At 73.2% G+C, this 20,093-nt stretch carries 15 protein-coding genes; 4 read left to right on the top strand and 11 right to left on the bottom strand.

Annotated features, from left to right (window positions below; genetic code table 11):
• Nucleotides 1–46: 46 nt before the first annotated feature.
• From IE241_RS16110 to IE241_RS16080, 7 genes are all read right to left on the bottom strand, one after another.
• Nucleotides 47–646, bottom strand: coding sequence for a TetR/AcrR family transcriptional regulator (locus IE241_RS16110; protein WP_190022417.1), 600 nt, complete (start codon nucleotides 644–646; stop codon nucleotides 47–49).
• Nucleotides 634–1,359: an enoyl-CoA hydratase family protein gene (locus IE241_RS16105; RefSeq protein WP_190022416.1), complete on the bottom strand. Its 726-nt coding sequence runs from the start codon at nucleotides 1,357–1,359 to the stop codon at nucleotides 634–636. The genes IE241_RS16110 and IE241_RS16105 overlap by 13 nt, the downstream gene beginning before the upstream one ends.
• A gap of 14 nt (nucleotides 1,360–1,373) precedes the next feature.
• On the bottom strand, nucleotides 1,374–2,531 hold the full coding sequence (locus IE241_RS16100) for an acyl-CoA dehydrogenase family protein (protein WP_190022415.1): 1,158 nt from the start codon (nucleotides 2,529–2,531) through the stop codon (nucleotides 1,374–1,376).
• The gene (locus IE241_RS34200) at nucleotides 2,528–4,852 is read right to left on the bottom strand and encodes an ATP-binding protein (RefSeq protein ID WP_229899319.1); all 2,325 of its coding nucleotides are present in this window, start codon (nucleotides 4,850–4,852) and stop codon (nucleotides 2,528–2,530) included. Before IE241_RS34200 ends, IE241_RS16100 begins: the two co-directional genes overlap by 4 nt.
• A gap of 31 nt (nucleotides 4,853–4,883) precedes the next feature.
• A complete protein-coding gene (locus tag IE241_RS16090; RefSeq protein ID WP_190022584.1) occupies nucleotides 4,884–6,482 on the bottom strand; it encodes an acyl-CoA carboxylase subunit beta in 1,599 nt (532 codons plus the stop codon).
• Between the two features lie 2 nt (nucleotides 6,483–6,484).
• A complete protein-coding gene (locus tag IE241_RS16085) occupies nucleotides 6,485–8,167 on the bottom strand; it encodes an acyclic terpene utilization AtuA family protein (RefSeq protein ID WP_229899365.1) in 1,683 nt (560 codons plus the stop codon).
• A 181-nt stretch (nucleotides 8,168–8,348) separates the two neighbouring features.
• Complete coding sequence (locus IE241_RS16080) at nucleotides 8,349–11,348, bottom strand: FAD-binding and (Fe-S)-binding domain-containing protein (RefSeq protein WP_190022414.1); 3,000 nt, start codon at nucleotides 11,346–11,348, stop codon at nucleotides 8,349–8,351.
• Nucleotides 11,349–11,459: 111 nt separating this feature from the next.
• Between IE241_RS16080 and serC the strand changes: the two genes are divergently transcribed.
• Nucleotides 11,460–12,578, top strand: a complete 1,119-nt coding sequence (serC, locus tag IE241_RS16075) for a phosphoserine transaminase (RefSeq protein WP_190022413.1) — start codon at nucleotides 11,460–11,462, stop codon at nucleotides 12,576–12,578.
• 103 nt (nucleotides 12,579–12,681) lie between these two features.
• Here the strand turns inward: serC and IE241_RS16070 are convergent, their stop codons facing one another.
• Nucleotides 12,682–13,788, bottom strand: a complete 1,107-nt coding sequence (locus IE241_RS16070; RefSeq protein WP_190022412.1) for an esterase-like activity of phytase family protein — start codon at nucleotides 13,786–13,788, stop codon at nucleotides 12,682–12,684.
• A 153-nt stretch (nucleotides 13,789–13,941) separates the two neighbouring features.
• Between IE241_RS16070 and IE241_RS16065 the strand changes: the two genes are divergently transcribed.
• Nucleotides 13,942–14,631 (top strand): GDSL-type esterase/lipase family protein, encoded by a 690-nt coding sequence (locus IE241_RS16065; protein ID WP_190022411.1) that lies wholly within the window; start codon nucleotides 13,942–13,944, stop codon nucleotides 14,629–14,631.
• Nucleotides 14,632–14,767: 136 nt separating this feature from the next.
• Nucleotides 14,768–15,763, top strand: a complete 996-nt coding sequence (locus tag IE241_RS16060; RefSeq protein ID WP_190022410.1) for an aldo/keto reductase — start codon at nucleotides 14,768–14,770, stop codon at nucleotides 15,761–15,763.
• A 347-nt stretch (nucleotides 15,764–16,110) separates the two neighbouring features.
• Here the strand turns inward: IE241_RS16060 and thpR are convergent, their stop codons facing one another.
• From thpR to IE241_RS16045, 3 genes are all read right to left on the bottom strand, one after another.
• On the bottom strand, nucleotides 16,111–16,674 hold the full coding sequence (gene thpR / locus IE241_RS16055) for an RNA 2',3'-cyclic phosphodiesterase (protein WP_190022409.1): 564 nt from the start codon (nucleotides 16,672–16,674) through the stop codon (nucleotides 16,111–16,113).
• Nucleotides 16,675–17,133: 459 nt separating this feature from the next.
• Nucleotides 17,134–18,534, bottom strand: coding sequence for an MFS transporter (locus IE241_RS16050; protein WP_190022408.1), 1,401 nt, complete (start codon nucleotides 18,532–18,534; stop codon nucleotides 17,134–17,136).
• A 27-nt stretch (nucleotides 18,535–18,561) separates the two neighbouring features.
• Nucleotides 18,562–18,999, bottom strand: coding sequence for a MarR family winged helix-turn-helix transcriptional regulator (locus tag IE241_RS16045; RefSeq protein WP_168090691.1), 438 nt, complete (start codon nucleotides 18,997–18,999; stop codon nucleotides 18,562–18,564).
• Between the two features lie 178 nt (nucleotides 19,000–19,177).
• On the opposite strand from IE241_RS16045, the gene IE241_RS16040 reads away from it, so the two are divergent.
• Nucleotides 19,178–19,975 (top strand): ferritin-like domain-containing protein, encoded by a 798-nt coding sequence (locus IE241_RS16040; protein ID WP_229899317.1) that lies wholly within the window; start codon nucleotides 19,178–19,180, stop codon nucleotides 19,973–19,975.
• Nucleotides 19,976–20,093: the final 118 nt, after the last annotated feature.

Below are 20,093 nucleotides of genomic sequence, written 5' to 3'. Positions count from 1 at the left end.
AGGGCGCGGCGCGTCCTCACCTCCCCCTCCCCGGGTCCGCGGGGCCTCACAGCAGGTCGCTGAGGACGCCCGTCCAGTGCCGGACCACGCGGTCGCGCCTGGCGCTGTCGTCGGTGAGCAGGGTCGCGAGACCCATCCCCCGGCACATGTCGAGGAAGCCCTGGACCGTTTCCCGCACGCCCGCGCGGGCTTCGTCGGCGCCGAGGAGCTCCAGGGCCATCCGGTGCACCTCCCGGCCGACCCGCGCCTCCAGTTCGGTGACACGGGTACGCAGCGCGGCGTCGTTCGCGGCGGCGACCCACAGCTGCAGGGCGGCGCGGAACAGCGGGCCCGTGCAGAGGTCCACGAGCTGGGTGACGGCCAGATACGTACGGGCAGGGCCGACGATCAGCTGCACCTGGGGCAGCAGACCGCGCACGGCGGCCGACCGCTGCTCGGCCACGTACTCCACCGCGGCCGTGAACAGGTCTTCCCGGGTGCGGAAGTGGTGCTGGGCGGCCCCCCGCGAGACGCCCGCGCGCTCGGCGACGACGGAGACGGTCGAACCGGCCCAGCCGTGCTCGGCGAGGCAGGCGATGGCCGCCTCCAGCAGCCGCTGCCGGGTGGCGCGGCTGCGGTCCTGCTTGGGAAGGCTCAGCGCACCCATTCCGGCTCCCGGCGCTCCAGGAAGGCGGTCATGCCTTCGCGGGCCTCGGCGGAGGCGAACAGGCGCGCGGACAACGCGACCAATCCGTCGGCATCGCGCTCGAAGGCCCGCCGCACATCCGCCGTGACCAGGGCCTTGGACTCGGCAAGCCCTTGCGGCGACCCGCGCCGCAGCCCGTCCAGAATCGGCCCCAGATCTTCCTCCCCCGCCGTGACCAGCCCGATCCGTACGGCCTCCGCCGCCCCGAACCGCTCACCGGTCAGGTAATAACGAGCCGCCGCCCGCGCATCGAGACGCGGGAGCAGCGGCAGGGATATCACAGCGGGCGCAAGCCCCAGCCGTGCCTCGGTGAAGGCGAAGGAGGAGGCCTCCCCCGCCACGGAGATATCGCAGGCCCCCAGCAGCCCCAGCCCTCCGGCGCGCACATGCCCGTCCACCCGCGCCACCACGGGTTTGGGAAGCTCCACGACCGTACGCATCAGCCGTACGAGCTGCGAGGGATCCACACCCCCTTCCTTCAAGTCCGCACCGGAACAGAAGGTGTTGCCGGCATGGGTGAGCAGCACGGCACGCGTCCCCGCATCCTCCGCCGCCCCCGCCAGCCCCTCCAGCAGTTCGGCGATCAGGCGGGCCGACAGGGCGTTGCGGTTGTGCGGCGAATCCAGGGTGAGGGTGGTGATGCCGTGCTCGGAGGAGCGGCGGACCAGCGTCACGGGAGCCACCTTTCTCAGTACGACTTGGGAAGGCCGAGCGTATGGTGCGACACGTAATTGAGGATCATCTCCCGGCTGACCGGGGCGATCCGCGCCACCCTCGACGCCGTGAGCAGCTGGGCGAGCCCGTACTCGCTGGCGAGCCCGTTGCCGCCGAGGGTGTGGACGGCCTGGTCGACGGCGCGGACGGCGGCTTCGGCGGCGGCGTACTTGGCCATGTTGGCCGCCTCGCCGGCGCCCATGTCATCACCCGCATCGTAAAGATGGGCTGCCTTGAGCATCATCAGCCGCGCGAGCTCCACCTCGATGTGCGACTGGGCAAGCGGATGCGCAATGGCCTGGTGCGCGCCGATGGGCCCGCGCCAGACCGTCCGCGTACGGGCGTAGTCGACGGCCCGGCCCAGGGCGTAGCGGCCCATGCCGATGGCGAAGGCGGCGGTCATGATGCGTTCGGGGTTGAGGCCGGCGAAGAGCTGCAGCAGGCCGGCGTTCTCGTCGCCGACGAGGGCGTCGCCGGGCAGCCGCACGTCATCGAGGGTGAGCTCGAACTGCTTCTCCGGAGAAGAGAGTTCCATCGGAATAGGACGCTTGAGGAAGCCTGGAGCGTCCCTTTCCACAATGAACAGGCAAGGCTTGAGCTCCCCCGTGCGCGCGTCCTCCGTGCGGCCCACGATCAGCGTCGCATCGGCCACGTCCACGCCGGAGATGAAGACTTTGCGCCCGTTCAGGATCCACCCGCCATCAGCCCGCCGGGCGGTCGTCGTAATGCGGTGCGAATTCGATCCGGCCTCGGGCTCGGTGATGCCGAAGGCCATCTTCGTCGTCCCGGCGGCGATCCCGGGCAGCCAGCGCCGCTTCTGCTCCTCCGTGCCGAAGCGGGCGATCACCGTGCCGCAGATGGCGGGCGAGACGACCATCAGCAGCAGCGGGCAGCCCGCGGCGCCGAGCTCCTCCAGGACGACGGCGAGCTCGACCATGCCGCGGCCGCCGCCCCCGTACGCCTCCGGAAGGTTCACCCCCAGATATCCGAGCTTGCCGGCCTCCGCCCACAGCTCGTCGGTGTGCCTGCCGTCGCGGACGGCCGCGGTGACGTACTCCCGCCCGTACCGCTTCCCGAGAGCGGCGACGGCGGCGCGCAGATCCTGGTGTTCCCGGGTCTCGACGAGACTCATGACATCGGCTCCTTCGGATCCTCGGTGACGACGGCGAGCAGGGCGCCGACCTCGACCTGAAGGCCGGGGGCGGCGTGCAGGGCGGTGAGCGTGCCGGCGGACGGGGCGACGATGCGGTGCTCCATCTTCATGGCCTCCAGCCAGAGCAGCGGCTGGCCCGCACGTACGGGCTCCCCCACGGCGACGTCCGCGAGGCGCACGACGGTGCCGGGCATGGGAGCGAGCAGGGAGCCGGGCTCCGTGGACGCCGTGGCGTCGGGGAAACGGGGCAGGGCGGTGAAGGCGTACGCGCCCCGGGGCGAGTCCACGTGGACGCGGTCGCCGTACACGGCCACGTCGTACGCCGTGCGGAGGCCGTGCGCCTCCAGGACCACGTGATCGCGCTCCGCCGCGACGAGCCGGACACCGGCCGTTCCTTCGACCTCCAGCCCACGCCGGGTGAAGCGGTAGCGCACGGTGTGCTCGGTGCCGTCCGGCTCGGAGCGGTAGCGCTTCTCCTGCGGCCGAGAGGGGAGATTGCGCCAGCCGCCGAAGCGGGAACGGCCTTGTGCGTCGGCGACGGCTGCGGCCAGCGCCGCGGTTGCGGCGCGATTACCGCGGGGCGAGGTCAGCTCGGCCAAGTGCCGGTCGTAGAAGGCCGTGTTCACACGGCCCGCGGTGAACTCCCCGTGCCGCAGGGACTGTACGAGCAGGTCGCGGTTGGTGACCGGACCGTGGATGCGGGCGCGCTCCAGCGCGTGGGCCAGTAGGCGGATGGCCTCCGGCCGTGTGGGGGCCCAGGCGATCACCTTCGCCAGCAGCGGGTCGTAGTACGGGGTGACCGTGTCGCCCGTCGCGACGCCCGCGTCGACGCGCAGGTATCCCGCGCCTTCGGCGCGGTTCTCCGCCCGCCCACCCACCCGTTGAGGTAGGGCGTGTTGACGTGGGTGGGGGGTGTCGGGACGAGAGACTTCGGCATGAAGGCCGTGGGGATGAGAGGCGTCCGGGCCAGGGAAGTCGGGACGAGGGGCGCCGGAAGGTGAGGCATCCGAGCCGAGGGCGCCGCGACGAGGAGTGAGCGGACCGAGGGCGCCGGTGAGCGGGCCGGGAGCGCCGGGAATGGGCGGGTTGGGGATGGCCGCTGGTGACGGGCGGCGGGAGGTGGCGGGGGCGCAGGGGTGGGGGTCCGGGGCGCTGACGTGTATTTGTGGGCCAATCGCCGGTGCCCGTGACGTCCGGGGCGCCGGCCCGTAAATATACGGCCCCGGACCCCCACCCCGGAGCCCCCGACGCCGGACCCGAGACGCACCCGCCCCCACCGACAACTCCCGCACCACCCCCGTCTGCGGCCGCCACCCCGCCGCCGGGTCCTCCGCGTACAACCGCGCCTCCACCGCATGGCCGGACGGCACCGGCGGTTCCGGGCCCAAAAGCGAACCCTCCGCCACCCGGATCTGCAGCGCCACCAGATCCAGCCCGTACACCGCCTCCGTCACCGGATGCTCCACCTGCAGGCGCGTGTTCATCTCCAGGAAGTACGCCCGCCCCTCCGTCACCAGGAACTCCACCGTCCCGGCCCCCACGTACCCGATGGCCCGCGCCGCAGCCACCGCCGCCTCGCCGAGCTCGACCCGCAGCTCCTCCGAGAGCCCCGGCGCCGGCGCCTCCTCGATCACCTTCTGGTGCCGCCGCTGCAGCGAGCAGTCACGCGTCCCCAGCGCCCACACACTCCCGTGCGCATCTGCCAGGACCTGCACTTCCACATGCCGCCCGCCCTCCACGTACGGCTCGACGAACACCTCGTCGTCACCAAAAGCGGCCATGGCCTCAGCCCGGGCGGAGGCCAGCTCGTCTTCCAGCACAGCGAGATCGCGGACGACCCGCATCCCCCGCCCACCCCCACCCGCCGCAGCCTTGACGATCAACGGCGGCTCCCCGGCAGACGCCGCCAGCACCGGCACCCCCGCCTCCGCCATGATCCGCTTGGCGCGCGTCTTCGAGGCCATCGCCTCGATGACGGAGGGCGGCGGCCCGATCCACACCAGCCCCGCCGCCTCCACCCCCCGCGCGAACGCCGCGTTCTCGGAGAGGAACCCGTACCCCGGATGCACCGCATCCGCCCCCGCAGCAAGCGCGGCCTCCACCACCGCATCCCCCCGCAGATACGTATCCGCAGCCGCAACCCCGGGCAGCCGCAACCCCACATCGGCCTCCCGCACATGCAACGCACCGGCATCCGCATCGGAGTACACCGCAACAGACGCGATGCCCAGCTCCCGGCACGTACGGAACACCCGGCAAGCAATCTCGCCCCGGTTGGCGACCAGCAGTGACTCGATCATCAGCCCTCACCTCACATCCGGTCACACCCGGTCACATCCGGAAGACCCCGAACCCACCCCGCACGCCCTCCACCGGCGCCGAGTGAATCGCGGACAGGCACATCCCCAGCACGGTCCGCGTGTCCCGCGGGTCGATGACACCGTCGTCGTAGAGCCGCCCGGACAGGAACACGGGCAGCGACTCCGCCTCGATCTGCTGCTCGACCATGGCCCGCAGCGCGGCGTCGGCGTCCTCGTCGTACGCCTGCCCCTTGGCCTCCGCCGAAGCGCGGGCGACGATCGACAGCACCCCCGCGAGCTGCTGCGGCCCCATGACGGCGGCCTTCGCACTGGGCCATGCGAACAGGAACCGAGGATCGAACGCCCGCCCGCACATGCCGTAGTGCCCGGCCCCGTACGAAGCCCCGATCAGCACCGACAGATGAGGCACCCGCGAATTCGACACCGCGTTGATCATCATCGCGCCGTGCTTGATGATGCCGCCCTGCTCGTAGTCGCGCCCGACCATGTACCCGGTCGTGTTGTGCAGAAAAATCAACGGAACATCCCGCTGATTGGCCAACTGGATGAACTGCGCGGCCTTCTGCGACTCCTCGCTGAAGAGAACGCCCTGCGCATTGGCGAGGATCCCCACGGGATACCCGTGCAGCCGGGCCCACCCGGTGACCAGACTGCTCCCGTACCGCGCCTTGAACTCATCGAACTCGGACCCGTCCACGACACGGGCGATAACTTCACGAGGATCGAACGGCACCTTGAGATCGCCCGGCACAATACCCAGCAACTCGTCCTCGTCATACAGAGGCGGCTCAACGACCCCCGGATCGGCATGCGCCTTACGCCAGTTCAGCCGCGCAACCACACGCCGCGCCGAACGCAACGCATCGAGCTCATCAACAGCGAAGTAGTCGGCGAGACCGGACACACCCGCATGCATCGCGGCCCCGCCCAGCGACTCGTCATCGCTCTCCTCCCCCGTGGCCATCCGCACCAGCGGCGGACCGCCCAGAAAGACCTTCGACCGCCCCTCAACCATGATCACGTGATCCGACATCCCGGGGACGTACGCACCCCCGGCCGTCGAATTGCCGAACACCACCGCCACCGTAGGAATCCCGGCAGCGGACAGCCGCGTCAGATCCCGGAACAGCCCGCCCCCCGGGATGAAGATCTCCTTCTGGCTGGGCAGGTCGGCACCCCCGGACTCGACCAGCGAGACGACCGGCAACCGATTGGCGAACGCGATCTCATTGGCCCGCAGGGCCTTCTTCAGGGTCCACGGGTTACTGGCCCCGCCCCGCACGGTCGGATCGTTGGCGGTGATGACGCACTCGACGCCCTCGACAACACCGACACCGGTCACCATCGACGCGCCCACCGTGTAGTCGCTCCCCCACCCGGCCAGCGGCGACAGCTCCAGGAACGGGGTGTCCGGGTCTACCAGCAGCTCCACCCGTTCGCGCGCGAGGAGCTTGCCCCGCGCCCGGTGCCGGGCGACGTACTTCTCCCCGCCCCCGGCGAGCGCCCGCGCGTGCTCCGCCGCGATCGCGTCGAGCCGTTCCAGCATGGCCGCCCGGTGCGCGGCGTACTCCTCGCCGGACGGGTCGATCCCGGACCTCAGCACCGTCACCGTCACAACAGCACCTCCGGTATGTCCATGTGGCGGGCGCGCAGCCACTCGCCCAGGGCCTTGGCTTGCGGGTCGAAGCGAGCCTGGGAGGCGACGCCTGCGCCGAGCAGCCCGTCGACGGTGAAGTTGAGGGCGCGCAGGCCGGGGTACACGTGCCGGGTGACGCGGAGCCGGGCGGTCTCGGGCAGGAGCCGCCGGAACCGCGAGCCGGTGAGCTCATGGGCGAGCCAGCGCCACGCAGCGTCGGTCCGTACCCAGACACCCACGTTCGCCGAGCCGCCCTTGTCGCCGCTGCGCGCCCCGGCGACGAGCCCGAGCGGGGCGCGCCGGACGGGGCCGGGCGGCAGGGGCTCGGGCAGCAGAGGAGGCTCAGGCGGTGGCTCCGCCTCCGCAGAAGCCGGTAGGCAGCCGACCGCCGCCGGAACCCGCAGCCGCGTCCCGTCCGGCAGCACCGCGGTATGCCGGACGGCGTACGCGTCCACCGACGCGGCCTCGAACACGCCGTACGGGGATCCCTGGCCCGGCGGGGCGGTGAGGTGGAAGCCGGGGTAGCTGGCCAGGGCCAGCTCGACGGCCGCACCGCTGACGGCCCGGCCGACCGCCTCGGGGTCGGGGTCGCGCACGACGAGCCGCAGCAAGGCGCTCGCCTCCTCCTGCACCTCCGCGTCGGCGTGGTCCGTACGCGCAAGCGTCCACTGGACCTCGGCGGGCGCGCGCCGGCCCAGGGCGTCTTCCATCTGCGCCCGTACGAGGGCGGCCTTGGCCTCCACGTCGAGGCCCGTCAGCACGAACACGACTTCGTTGCGCCACCCGCCCACGCGCGTGAGCCCGACTTTGAGCGTGGCCGGCGGGGCCTCGCCGCGTACGCCGCTGATGCGTACGCGGTCCGGGCCGTCCTGCGCGAGCCGGACGGTGTCCAGGCGGGCGGTCACGTCGGGGCCCAGGTAGCGCGGGCCGCCCGTCTCGTACAGGAGCTGGGCCGTGACCGTGCCCACGGTGACGGCGCCGCCCGTGCCGGGGTGTTTGGTGATGACGGCCGAGCCGTCGGCGTGGATCTCGGCGAGCGGGAAGCCGGGGCGGCGGAGGCCGTTCTCCGCGGAAAGCCCGGTGAAGAAGGAGTAGTTGCCGCCGGTGGCCTGCGTGCCGCACTCCAGGACGTGCCCGGCGACGACCGCCCCGGCCAGCCGGTCCAGGTCGTCGGCGAGCCAGCCGAAGTGGGCGGCGGCGGGGCCGGTGACGAGGGCCGCGTCGGTGACGCGGCCGGTGACGACGATGTCCGCGCCCGCGCGCAGGCAGGCGGCGATGCCGGCGCCGCCGAGGTAGGCGTTGGCGGTGAGGACGTCCGGGCCCCAGTCCCGCTCCCGCTCCCGCTCCCGCTCCCGCTCCCGCTCCCGCTCCCGCAGCAGATCGTCGCCCTCGACGTGGGCGACGCGGACGTCGGCGCCGACGCGGCGGGCGAGGGAGCGGATCTCGCGGGCGAGGCCGCCGGGGTTGAGCCCGCCCGCATTGGCGACGATCTTCACGCCGCGGTCGGCGGCGAGGCCGAGGCTCTCTTCGAGCTGGCGGAGGAAGGTCCTGGCGTAGCCGCGGGCGGGGTCCTTGAGGCGGTCGCGGCCGAGAATGAGCATGGTCAGTTCGGCCAGGTAGTCGCCGGTGAGGACGTCGAGGGGGCCGCCGGTCAGCATCTCGCGCAGGGCGGAGAAGCGGTCGCCGTAGAAGCCGGAGGCGTTGCCGATCCGCAGGGGTCGTAAGGGTTCCGGGTGTTGCGGGCGTTCCGGGTCTGTCACTGTGTGCCGCTCCCTCGGGAGTTCGTCAGGACGGTGAGAGCGTGACAGCGCCCGAGAAAACAATCAAGCGTGCTTGCCTTTATTTTTCGGCCAGTTGTACGGGAGAGCGGGGGCCTAGGGCCTCGGCGAGCACCTCGGCCAGATGCCGGGCCCGCGCCCCGTCCGCCCCGTCACGCCCCGCGAGCTGGGCGACCTGCGCGATCTGCGTACGACACGAGAAGCCGTCCGCCAGGACCACCGCACCGCCGGGCGCCTGCCGCAGGGCAGGAAGCAACTGCTCCTCCGCGCACGCCACGGACACCTCGTAATGGCCGGCCTCGAAGCCGAAGTTCCCGGCCAGGCCGCAGCATCCGCCGCTCAGCGTGCCGACGAGGCCGGCGCGCTCGCGGAGGCGGCGTTCGGCGGCGTCGCCGAGGACGGCGTGCTGGTGACAGTGCGTCTGACCGGCCACGGGACGGTCGAGGCGGGGCGGCTGCCAGTGCGGGGCGAGCTCTTCGAGGGCCTGGGCGAACGTATGAACACTGACCGCCAGTTGGCGCGCCCGCGGGTCCTCGGGAAGCAGCTCGGGAAGATCCGTACGGAGGGAGGCGGCGCAGCTGGGCTCCAGTACGGCGACGGGCAGGCCGGCGGCGAGGGCGGGGGCCATGAGGTCGAGGGTGCGGCGCATCTGGAGGCGGGCGCGGTGGAGTTGTCCGGTGGAGACCCAGGTGAGGCCGCAGCAGGGCGCCTTCGGCGGGACGGTGATACGAAGGCCGGCGTGTTCGAGGACGGCGACGGCGGCGCGGCCGGCCTCCGGCGAGAGGAAGTTGGTGAAGGTGTCGGGCCACAGCACGAGGTCCGCTCCTCCGGCGCGGCCTTCTTCCCACCCGCCCACTCGTTCCCCGGAACCGGTCCGGTTGCCGACAGGCCTACCGCCCACCGCAGCCGTCCATCCCGCCCGCGCACGCCCCCTCCCCCGCCACCACCCCAGGAACGGCTCCTCCGCCAGCCGCGGCAGATCCCGTTCGCGGGCGAGTCCCCCGGCTCGTTTCGCCGCTCCCGCCAGCGGCCCGACGCCCGCCAACCGGTTGACCACCCCCTGCCCCCGGACCGCCGCCACCCCCCGCAGCCACACCGGAAGCCACCCCATCGCGTAATGCGCAGCAGGCCGTACCCGCCCCGCGTAGTGGTGGTGGAGGAACTCCGCCTTGTACGTGGCCATGTCGACGCCCGCCGGGCAGTCGCTCCGGCACCCCTTGCACGCCAGGCACAGGTCGAGCGCCTCGCGGACCTCCTCCGAGCGCCAGCCGTCCGTGACGATCTCGCCCGCCAGCATCTCGTGCAGCAGGCGGGCCCGGCCGCGCGTGGAGTGCTGCTCCTCTCCCGTCACCCGGTACGAAGGGCACATGACGCCGGGCCCGCCCGGCGCCGCCCCCGCCTCCCCCGCCACCCCCACCTCCCGGCACTTGGCAACGCCGACACACCTCCGTACCGCCCCCGCGAAGTCCCCGCCGTCACCCGGATAGGCGAAGGCGACCGGCACCGGTCGGCTCGGCAGCACCTCGAAGCGGAGGTTCTCGTCGAGCCTGCGGGGGCGGGCGAGGATGCCGGGGTTGAGCCCGCCGTCCGGATCCCACACGTCCTTGAACCGTTCGAAGAGCCGGACGACCTCCGTCCCGTACATCTTCGGCAGGAGTTCCGCTCGCGCCTGCCCGTCGCCGTGCTCGCCGGACAAGGAGCCGCCGTGCGCGACGACCAGCTCCGCGGCCTCGCAGGAGAAGTCGCGGAATCGCCGCACGCCGTCCGTGCTCAGCAGGTCGAAGTCGATGCGCACATGGATGCAGCCGTCCCCGAAGTGGCCGTAGGGCGCGCCGTGCAGCCCGTAGCGGCGCAACAGCGCGCGGAACTCCCTCAGGTACGCGCCCAGCCGTGCGGGCGGGACCGCGCAGTCCTCCCAGCCGGGCCACGCCTCGGTGCCGTCGGGCAGGCGGGTGGCAGTGCCGGCGGCATCGTCGCGGATGCGCCACAGGGCGCGCTGCCCGGCCGCGTCCGTGACCACCACGGCGCCCGTGGTCGCCGGCGCGGCCGCCCGGACGATCTCCCCGGCCCGCGCCCGGGCCTCGGCGGCCGTGGCCCCGCCCGTCTCGGCGAACAGCCAGGCCGCACCCTCCGGCAGCCCGGCCGCCGCAGCCGGGCCCACCAGGTCGGCGGCCATGCCCTCGACCGTCAACGGGCCGAGCGGCAGCAGCAGATGGGCGGCGTCCGCGGCGGCGCTCTCGTCCGCGTACCCCAGCACCGCCAGTACGCGCGCTCGCGGCGCCTCGACCAGCCGTACCGTCGCCTCCGTCAGCACCCCGAGCGTGCCCTCGCCGCCGGTGAAGGCGCGGGCCACGTCGATACGCCGTTCCGGGAGCAGGGCGTCCAGCGCGTATCCGGAGATGCGCCGCGGGAGATCGGGGAACCCGGTGCGCAGCAGCGCCAGTTCGCCCTCGACCAGCCCGCGGAGGCCTTGCGCGAGCCGGGGCGGCAGCCCCTCGTACCCGCGGGCGAGCCGCGCCCGCTCCCCGCCGTATGTCAGCACGTCCAGCTCGTGGACGTTGTCGGCCGTCGTCCCCCAGGCCACGGAGTGCGCGCCGCACGCGTTGTTGCCGATCATGCCGCCGAGCGTGCACCGGCCGTGCGTCGACGGGTCGGGGCCGAACGTCAGCCCGTACGCGCCCGCCGCGGCCCGGAGCGCGTCGAGGACGACACCCGGCTGCACGACGGCCGTACGGGCCTGCGGGTCGATCGCCGTGATCGCGTTCATATGGCGGGTGAAGTCCAGCACGACGCCGGTGCCCGTGGCCTGCCCGGCGATCGAGGTGCCCCCGCCGCGGGCGACGACGGGCACGCCGCGCTCCCGGCAGACGGCGAGCGCGGCCGCGACGTCGCCGGCGTCGCGCGGGGCCACGACGCCGGCGGGCACGCGACGGTAGTTCGAGGCGTCCATGGTCATCAGGGCGCGGGCGCCGGCCCCGAAGCGGACCTCTCCCCGCACGGCCTTACGGAGCGCAGCCTTCAGCTCCTCGTGGTCGGCATCGCTCTCCACAAGATCAGCCATACCCCCCATAGTGCCCCGGAGTCCCCGGCCTCACCCGGTCCCACAGCGCCACCCGTCTCACCGAACGGACGTTTTACTGATCGGTGACACTGCACGCACTAGGCTGCCGTCGTGGCTGATATCCAGATCCCCGCTGACATCAAGCCCGCCGACGGTCGCTTCGGCGCGGGCCCGTCCAAGGTGCGTACGGAGGCGCTCGCCGCGCTGGCTGCCACCGGAACCTCTCTGCTGGGCACGTCCCACCGCCAGGCCCCGGTCAAGAGCCTGGTCGGCCAGGTGCGCGAGGGCGTGCGCGAGCTCTTCTCCCTGCCCGAGGGCTACGAGGTGATCCTCGGCAACGGCGGCTCCACCGCCTTCTGGGACATCGCGACGCACGGCCTCATCGAGACCAGGTCGCAGCACCTCACCTTCGGCGAGTTCTCCTCCAAGTTCGCCAAGGCCGCGAAGCTCGCGCCCTGGCTGGAGGAGCCGACCGTCATCTCCTCCGAGCCCGGCACGCACCCGGAGCCGAAGGCGGAGGCGGGCGTCGACGCCTACGCCTTCACCCACAACGAGACCTCCACCGGCGTCGCCGCGCCGGTCAAGCGCGTCGAGGGCGCCGACGAGGGCGCGCTCGTGCTCGTGGACGCCACGTCCGGCGCGGGCGGCCTGCCCGTCGACATCGCCGAGACCGACGTCTACTACTTCGCCCCGCAGAAGTCCTTCGCCTCCGACGGCGGCCTGTGGCTCGCCGTCTTCTCGCCGGCGGCCCTGGAGCGGGCGGCGCGCGTGCACGCCTCCGGGCGGCACATCCCCGAGTTCTTCTCGCTGCCGACCGCGATCGACAACTCCCTGAAGAACCAGACGTACAACACCCCGGCCCTCTCCACCGTCTTCCTGCTCGACCAGCAGCTGAAGTGGCTCAACGGCCAGGGCGGTCTGGACTGGGCGGTGCGCCGCACCGCGACCTCCGCCCGCACCCTCTACGGCTGGGCCGAGGCGTCCGCGTACGCGAGCCCCTTCGTGACGGACCCGGCCAAGCGCTCGGCCGTCATCGGCACGATCGACTTCTCCGAGGACGTGGACGCGGCGGCCGTCGCCAAGGTCCTGCGCGCCAACGGCATCGTGGACACCGAGCCGTACCGCAAGCTGGGCCGCAACCAGCTGCGCATCGCGATGTTCCCGGCGATCGACCCGGCGGACGTGGCGGCGCTGACGGCCTGCGTGGACTACGTGATCGAGCGCCTGTAGCCCGTCGGGGCGGGTAGGCACGTCGGGGCAGGTAGGCCCGTCCGGACGGGTACGCCCGCCCCGACGCCGGGCTCGGCGCCGGGGTTCGGCGCCGCGCCCCGCCCTAACGTCGCCGCCGCACCAGCCTCCGCAGCCCCAGGACGAGGACCGCCGCCGCGGCGAGGGCGCCCGCGCCGAGGGTGATGTTGCGGGTCCGGTCACCGTCGCCGGAGCTCGCGCCGCCGCCGGAGGGGCCGCGTCCCTTCGCGTCGTCCCGCGGCTCGGCCACGGTCTCCGGCAGGAGCTCGCCCTGCAGGGTGACCGGCTGCACGGAACTGCGCTTGCCCTCCGTCCCGTACATCAGGGTCCGGCCGTCCGGCGTGAAGGTGACCGACTCGCCCTGCCGCTGCAGCGGGACGCTCGGGCGGCCGATCTCCTCGGGGCGGCCGTCGCGCCAGCGGTACTCGATCGCGTCGAAGTAGCTGCGGACGACGAGCCGGGTGCCGTCCGGGGAGAAGGCGCCGTCCGTCGCCCAGGTGTCGATGTCCGCCGTCCGCCGGAAGACGTTGACGCCGGAGGCGGACAGCTTCTCCGGGGCCTCGTACAGGGCCCCCTTGCCCGAGCGCTTCTTGCTGACGAGGTACACGCGCCCGGTCTTCGGGTGCACCATCAGCGACTCGGCGTCGCGCGGACCGTCCTCGTAGCGGACGGTGTAGCGGGTGGGGGTGACGGTGGTGTCCTTCAGCGTCTTCGGCTCGGCGAAGCGGTAGATCCACACTTCCTTCCAGCGCCCGCCGAAGTTGTCCCCGATGTCGCCCACGTAGAGGGAGCCGTCCGGCCCGAGGGAGATGGCCTCGACGTCACGGGGCTCGATCCCGGCGAGGGTGACGGTGGCGACCGTGCGGCCGGTGCGGCTGTCCACGGCGTAGACGTACGGGCCGTCGTCGCTGTCGTTGTGCGTCCAGTACACGCCGGGGTGGGTGCGGCTGGCCGCCAGCCCGCTGGACTCCTTTATCCGCGGGTCCTCGATGGTGAAGGCGGAGGCATCGGCGGCACCGGCGGACGGCGTGGCACCGGCCGACGGCGTGACACCGGCAGCTTGCACAGCACCGGCACCGGCAGCCTGCTGCGAGGCGCCGTGACCGTCGCCGTCGGCCAGGGCCGGGCCTGCTGCGGGCAGCACGGCGAGCGCGGCGGCGGCGAGGGCTGCGAGGAACGGGCGTGGGCGCATGGCTCCAAGCGTGCCATCCGGCCGGGCGCCGCGGGGGCGGGCGCCGCCGACACGGTCGCGGCGAGCCCGGGGGCGGGCGGCACGACGACCGGCAGCCCGGCCGTGAGCCCCCTCACGTGCCCCACCCGCCCCGCGATCCGCGATGATGTACCCATGCGGATCATGTTCGTCGGCGACTCGATGACCATCGGTAGCGCCGGTGACCACACATGGCGCTACCGCATGTGGCAGCACCTCAACGCGGCCTACGGCGGCCCGTACAAGATCGTCGGCCCGCGCCGCGAGCTGTACGACCCGGCCGCCGACGCGCCCGTCTCCCACGCCTACGGCGCACCGGACTTCCCCGAGCGCGCCCGCGCGCACCTGGCCGGCTGGGGCGAGGGCTGGCTGCACATGGCCCCGCTCGTCGGCGACGCCGTACGGGCCGGCCGCGCCGACACCCTCCTCGTCTCGCTCGGCCTCATCGACCTCGGCTTCTACACCGACGCCGGGCAGACGGCCGAGAACGTGCACCGCTTCGTCGCCGAGGCACGGGCGGCCAACCCGCGGATCCGGGCGGTGCTGCTGCCCGTCATCCGCAACGTCCGCGCCCTGGCCGACCCGGCGTTCGCCGCCGAGTGCGAGCGCTTCAACGAGCTGCTCGGCAAGGCCGTCGCCGACCTCGGCACGCCCGGCTCGCCGCTGCTCCTCGCCTCCCGCCCGGAGGAGTGGGACATCGACCGCGACACCTACGACGGCACGCACCCCAACGCGGCCGGCGAACACCTGCTGGCCGCCGCCTTCGCCGACGCGATGCACCAGGCGTGGGACGTGGGCGCGCCGTACCGCCCGGCGCACGACTGACGCCGGGCGCTCCCGTACCGCCCCTGCCCCGTACCGCCCCCGCCCTGATACGCCGTCGGGCGCCGGACGCCGGGACACGCCGTCCGGCGCCCGCCCACTTGATTGGAGCGCACTCCAGGGCGTTGGCTGGTCCGCTATGGAGTACACGCAGCTCGGACGCACGGGACTCAGGGTCAGCCGGCTCGTTCTCGGGACGATGAACTTCGGCCCCCAGACGGACGAGGCCGACAGCCACGCCATCATGGACGCCGCGCTCGACGCGGGCGTCAATTTCTTCGACACCGCCAACGTCTACGGGTGGGGCGATAACAAGGGCCGCACCGAGGAGATCATCGGCACCTGGTTCGCCAAGGGCGGCGGCCGCCGCGAGAAGGTCGTCATCGGCACCAAGGTGTTCGGCAACATGGGCCCGGACGGCGCCGACTGGCCCAACCACGACCGCCTGTCCGCCGTCAACATCCGCCGCGCCGTCGAGGGCAGCCTCAAAAGGCTGCAGACGGACCACATCGACCTCTACCAGTTCCACCACGTCGACCGGGCCACGCCGTGGGAGGAGATCTGGCAGGCGGTCGACGTCCTCGTCCAGCAGGGCAAGGTCGTCTACGCGGGCTCCTCCAACCACGCCGGCTGGCACATCGCCCAGGCCAACGAGGCCGCGCGGCGCCGCGGCTCGCTCGGGCTGGTCAGCGAGCAGTGCCTGTACAACCTCGCCGAGCGGCGCGCCGAGATGGAGGTCGTCCCGGCCGCGCAGGCGTACGGGCTCGGGGTGATCCCCTGGTCGCCGCTGCACGGCGGGCTGCTCGGCGGCGTGATCCGCAAGGAGCGGGAGGGCGGCAGCGCCCGCGCCGCGTCCGGCCGCTCCGCCGACGCGCTCGCGAACACCAAGGTCCGCGAGCAGGTGCAGGCCTACGAGAACCTGCTCGACAAGCACGGCCTGGCGCCCGGCGAGGTGGCCCTCGCCTGGCTGCTCACGCGCCCGGGCGTGACGGGCCCGATCGTCGGGCCGCGCACGGCCGACCAGCTCGCGTCCGCACTGCGCGCGGCCGAGCTGGAGCTGTCCGGCGAGCTGCTGACCCAGCTGGACGAGATCTTCCCGGGGCCGGGCCCGTCGCCGGAGGCGTTCGCCTGGTAGGCAGGAGTCGCGGCCGCCCTGTTCGTGTTCATGTTCGTGTTGCTGCATGAACAGGGCTTGCCGTGGACTCGGGGGGTGGGGCCGGGGCGGGGCGTGGACCGGCCGACCGGCCGGCCGCCGACCTGCTGCGGCGCTACGTCGCTACGCCACTACGTCACTTCACCGCCGTCACCACGGCGACGACGACGAGCATCGCGGCGAGCGCGGCGGTCATGATGCGGTTTCTGGTCTTCGGGTCCACGCATCGAGCGTAACGGGCGGTGCGGGGTGACCCCGCCCGCGGGGCCGGGCCCCGCTCCCCGGGCCCCGCTCACCGGGCCCCTTTCACCGGGCCCCACTCGCCGGCGCTACCCGCCCAGCTCCCACGCGGCCACCGTCTCGTAGCAGGGGCGCTCCCCCGGGACGCCGCCGCCCGGGAGGCGGCTGCGCATGAGCTCCAGCCGCTCCACGGTCCAGGGCGTGCCGCTGAAGCCGGCGAGGCCCTCGGCGTACGGCCGGAGGTTCACCGGGTCCGTGGCGCGGGCGAGGGTGAGGTGGGGGCGGAAGTCGTGCGTGGTGTCGACGGCGACGCCCGCCCTGCGCGCTCCGGCGGCGGCCGAACGCGCCAGGTCGCGCAGGATCGTCCGCTCGCCGTCCGCGCCGACCCACAGCACGCGGTCCCCGAACCGCCCGCCGCCGGCGAAGCGGAGCTCGTGCGGCGGGTGGCGGTGGGCGGCGCGCCCGAGCCGCTCGGTGAGCTCCGGCAGCAGCGCCGGGTCGACCTCGCCGAGGAAGGCGAGGGTGAAGTGCCAGCCGGAGGGTTCGGTCCAGCGCAGCCGCTCCGCACCGGGCAGCCCGTGCAGGGACGCGGTGGCGTCCGCCAGCTCGACGACGGCCGCCTCGGGCGGCAGAACAGCGGCGAAGAGTCGCATGGACCCAGTCTCCCCTTTGGGCAGGGATTTACGGGGCCCACCGCCGGGCCGATACGCCCGCCGGACGGCGGGATCACCTTGCCCCGCGGCAAGACGCCATCGAATCGAAAGGCACGCCTCTCCCACCCGCCGCGACGGCGACAAGCCACAACGACGCAGCCCGGCGGTGCCGAGACCACCGGCCCCTGTGACTCCGGCACCACCGAACCGGAGCATCGTGGCTGATCTCCCCCAGCTACCGCTGGGAGGTGCCCCCAGTCGCGGCGGAACCTCGTGCCCGGCGGTGCCGGAACGCGGTGGGTATCCGGCACCGCCCGGCGGTGCCGGAACGGCGGTGCCGGAACGGCGGTGCCGGAACGGCGGTGCCGGAACGGCGGTGCCGGAACGGCGGTGCCGGAACGGCGGTGCCGGAACGCCGGGGGCGCCCGGCGGCGCCGGGTCCCCCCCGCCGGACGGCGGCTACGCCGGCGCCAGTTCCTCCGCCGCCGCAGGCCCCCGCGGTACGAAGGCCACGTGCGGACGCCCGCGCCGGAGGCCGACCTTCAGGCGGAGGTCGCCGGCCCGGGCCAGGGCCAGGCCGACCCCGGCCGCCGCGAGCGTGGCGACCGCGCCGCCGGCGAGGAAGCCGACGCGGGCGCCGTAGACGTCGGTGACCCAGCCGACGAGCGGGGCGCCGAGGGGCGTGCCGCCCATGAACACCATCATGAACAGGCTCATGACACGCCCGCGCATCGCAGGATCCGTGGCCAGCTGCAGGCTGGAGTTGGCGGTGACGTTGATCGTGAGGCCGGAGATCCCGATCGGCACCAGCAGCACCGCGAAGACCCAGAACGAGGGCGCGAGCGCCGTCGCGATCTCCAGCAGGCCGAAGAGCAGCGCCGCGCCGACGAGGAGCCGCTGCCGCGAGCTGCCCCGGCGCGCGGCGAGCAGGGCGCCCACCAGAGAGCCGCCCGCCATCAGGGTGTTGAGCAGGCCGTACGTGCCGGCGCCGGCGTGGAAGACGTCGTTGACGAAGGCCGTGAGCCAGATCGGGAAGTTGAAGCCGAAGGTGCCGATGAAGCCGACGAGGACGATCGGCCAGATGAGGTCCGGCCGCCCGGCCACGTAGCGCAGGCCCTCCCTGAGCTGGCCCTTGCCGCGCGGCGCGCGGTCGACCTTGTGCAGCTCGGAGGTGCGCATCAGCAGCAGTCCGGCGACGGGCGCGACGAAGGACAGGCCGTTGAGGAGGAACGCCCAGCCGCTGCCCACGGCGGTGATCAGCACGCCGGCGACGGCGGGGCCGACCAGGCGCGCGGACTGGAAGTTGGCGGAGTTGAGGCTGACGGCGTTGCGCAGGTCGGCGGGGCCGACCATCTCCACGACGAAGGCCTGGCGGGCGGGGTTGTCGACCACGGTGACGAGGCCGAGCGCGAAGGCGGTGAGGTAGACGTGCCAGACCTGCACGTGGCCGGAGAGGGTGAGGAGGGCGAGCGCGAGGCCGGTGACGCCCATGGCCGTCTGGGTGACGACGAGCAGCCGCCGCTTGGGGCAGCGGTCGGCGATGACGCCGCCGTAGAGCCCGAGGAACAGCATGGGCAGGAACTGCAGGGCCGTGGTGATGCCGACGGCGGCGGAGGAGCCGGTGAGGCTGAGGACCAGCCAGTCCTGGGCGATGCGCTGCATCCAGGTGCCGGTGTTGGAGACGACCTGGCCGGTGGCGAAGAGGCGGTAGTTGCGGATTCTGAGGGAACTGAAGGTGCCGCCCTTGGTCCCGGGCGCCGGGCTCACGGCCCGGCCGGGCTCGTTCAGGGCGGCGGTGCGTATGGCGTCGTCGTGGCTGTTCGGTGCGGGTGCGGAGTCTGCTCCGTGTCCCGTACTCAAAGTGGGTTCGCCTCCTCCTGGCGCGTCTTACAGGTGCGCGAGTTTCTCGAGGACGGGCGCGGCGGCGCGCAGCGTCGCCCACTCGTCCTCGTCGAGCCGCCCCACAAGCTCGGTGAGCCAGACGTTCCGCTTGCGGCGGCTCTCTTCGAGCATGGCCTCGGCCCGCTCGGTCTGGGTGACCACCTTCTGGCGGCGGTCCTCGGGGTGCGGCTCCAGCCGGACCAGGCCCTTGGCTTCGAGCAGGGCGACGATGCGGGTCATCGACGGGGGCTGCACGTGCTCCTTGCGGGCGAGCTCGCCCGGGGTGGCGCTGCCACAGCCGGCGAGCGTGCCCAGCACCGACATCTCCGTGGGGCTGAGCGATTCGTCGACCCGCTGGTGCTTGAGCCGACGCGACAGGCGCATGACACCGGAGCGCAGGGAGTTCACTGCGGCGGTGTCGACTTGGGGATCCCGGTCCGACATGTTCTTTAGCCTAACTCATTACCCGGACTAAATAAAGCGGGTACGCCGGGGCGCGCGGTGGCACGCCCCGCGGCACCGGAAGCACGACGGCCCCGACCCGCCACCCCGCGTGCGCGCGGGCAAACCATATGATCACCGGATCATTGCGGCGAAACACCGGGGGAACGCCATGCAAAGCATGCACGACACGGACGGCACTCACGCACGTACGACGAGCACGCACACGGCCACAGGCGGGAACACGACCGCGGACCCGGGCGCGGTTGCGCAGCCGGCCACCTTCGCCGACTGGGTGCGGCACTTCACCGACGAGGCCGGGCGGCGGCGCCGGACCGGCGACCCGGACTGGGCGCAGGACGTCCGCCTGCCCCGCGCCGTCCGCAGCAGCCTCCAGCGCTTCCAGGTCGGCGAGAGCGGCGACGGCGCGAACCTGATCGGCAAGGCGGACCGGGCGGGCGACCCCGACTACGCCGCCGCCGTCCGCCTCTTCGTCGCCGAGGAGCAGAACCACGCGCGCCTGCTCGCTCTGCTGCTCGCCGCCGACGGCGCACCGCTCCTCGACGGGCACTGGAGCGACGCGATCTTCGTCCGGGTCCGGCGGCTGTTCGGGCTGCGCCTGGAACTGATGGTCCTCACCATCGCCGAGCTCGTCGCCGTCCCCTACTACCGGGCGGTCCGCGACGGCGTCGGACAGGCACTCCCCTCCGAGGTCGCAGCCCGCATCCTGGCCGACGAACAACGTCATATCCCCTTCCACTGCCTGCGCCTGCGCCAGTCGGTGGGCACCCTGCCCGGGCCGCTGCGCCGACCGGCGATGACCGGCTGGCGGCTGCTGCTCGGCGCCGCCGCCGTCTTCGTCGCCGCGGACCACGGGGCGGCGCTGCGCCGGCTCGGGGTGCGGCGGGGGCACTTCGTCGCGCAGGTGATGGAGCTGTCGGGCGGGGTCGTGGCGGACGCCCTCCCTCCCCGGCCCTGACAAAAGTCACGGTCAGTCGCTGATCAACGACACTGTCGCGGCACCGGGCCGGCCGCGAGAGTAGGAGTACGCACGCCCGGAAGCCGCACGGCCTACGGGGGCACACACCGCGGACTCG

It is taken from the genome of Streptomyces hiroshimensis, from assembly GCF_014650335.1.
GTDB lineage: Bacteria > Actinomycetota > Actinomycetes > Streptomycetales > Streptomycetaceae > Streptomyces > Streptomyces hiroshimensis.
Note: the sequence above shows the minus strand (reverse complement) of the source record. Positions and strands in the feature narration are given on the sequence as shown.

Bases quoted from the DNA above. Each gene is read 5' to 3' on its own strand.
- IE241_RS16110 (WP_190022417.1), bottom strand. From the start codon at position 646: ATGGGTGCGCTGAGCCTTCCCAAGCAGGACCGCAGCCGCGCCACCCGG.
- IE241_RS16100 (WP_190022415.1), bottom strand. From the start codon at position 2,531: ATGAGTCTCGTCGAGACCCGGGAACACCAGGATCTGCGCGCCGCCGTC.
- IE241_RS34200 (WP_229899319.1), bottom strand. From the start codon at position 4,852: ATGATCGAGTCACTGCTGGTCGCCAACCGGGGCGAGATTGCTTGCCGG.
- IE241_RS16085 (WP_229899365.1), bottom strand. From the start codon at position 8,167: ATGCTGACCGGCGGCCCCCTCGACGTCCTCACCGGCGACTACCTGGCC.
- IE241_RS16080 (WP_190022414.1), bottom strand. From the start codon at position 11,348: ATGGCTGATCTTGTGGAGAGCGATGCCGACCACGAGGAGCTGAAGGCT.
- IE241_RS16070 (WP_190022412.1), bottom strand. From the start codon at position 13,788: ATGCGCCCACGCCCGTTCCTCGCAGCCCTCGCCGCCGCCGCGCTCGCC.
- IE241_RS16065 (WP_190022411.1), top strand. From the start codon at position 13,942: ATGCGGATCATGTTCGTCGGCGACTCGATGACCATCGGTAGCGCCGGT.
- IE241_RS16060 (WP_190022410.1), top strand. From the start codon at position 14,768: ATGGAGTACACGCAGCTCGGACGCACGGGACTCAGGGTCAGCCGGCTC.
- thpR (WP_190022409.1), bottom strand. From the start codon at position 16,674: ATGCGACTCTTCGCCGCTGTTCTGCCGCCCGAGGCGGCCGTCGTCGAG.
- IE241_RS16045 (WP_168090691.1), bottom strand. From the start codon at position 18,999: ATGTCGGACCGGGATCCCCAAGTCGACACCGCCGCAGTGAACTCCCTG.
- IE241_RS16040 (WP_229899317.1), top strand. From the start codon at position 19,178: ATGCACGACACGGACGGCACTCACGCACGTACGACGAGCACGCACACG.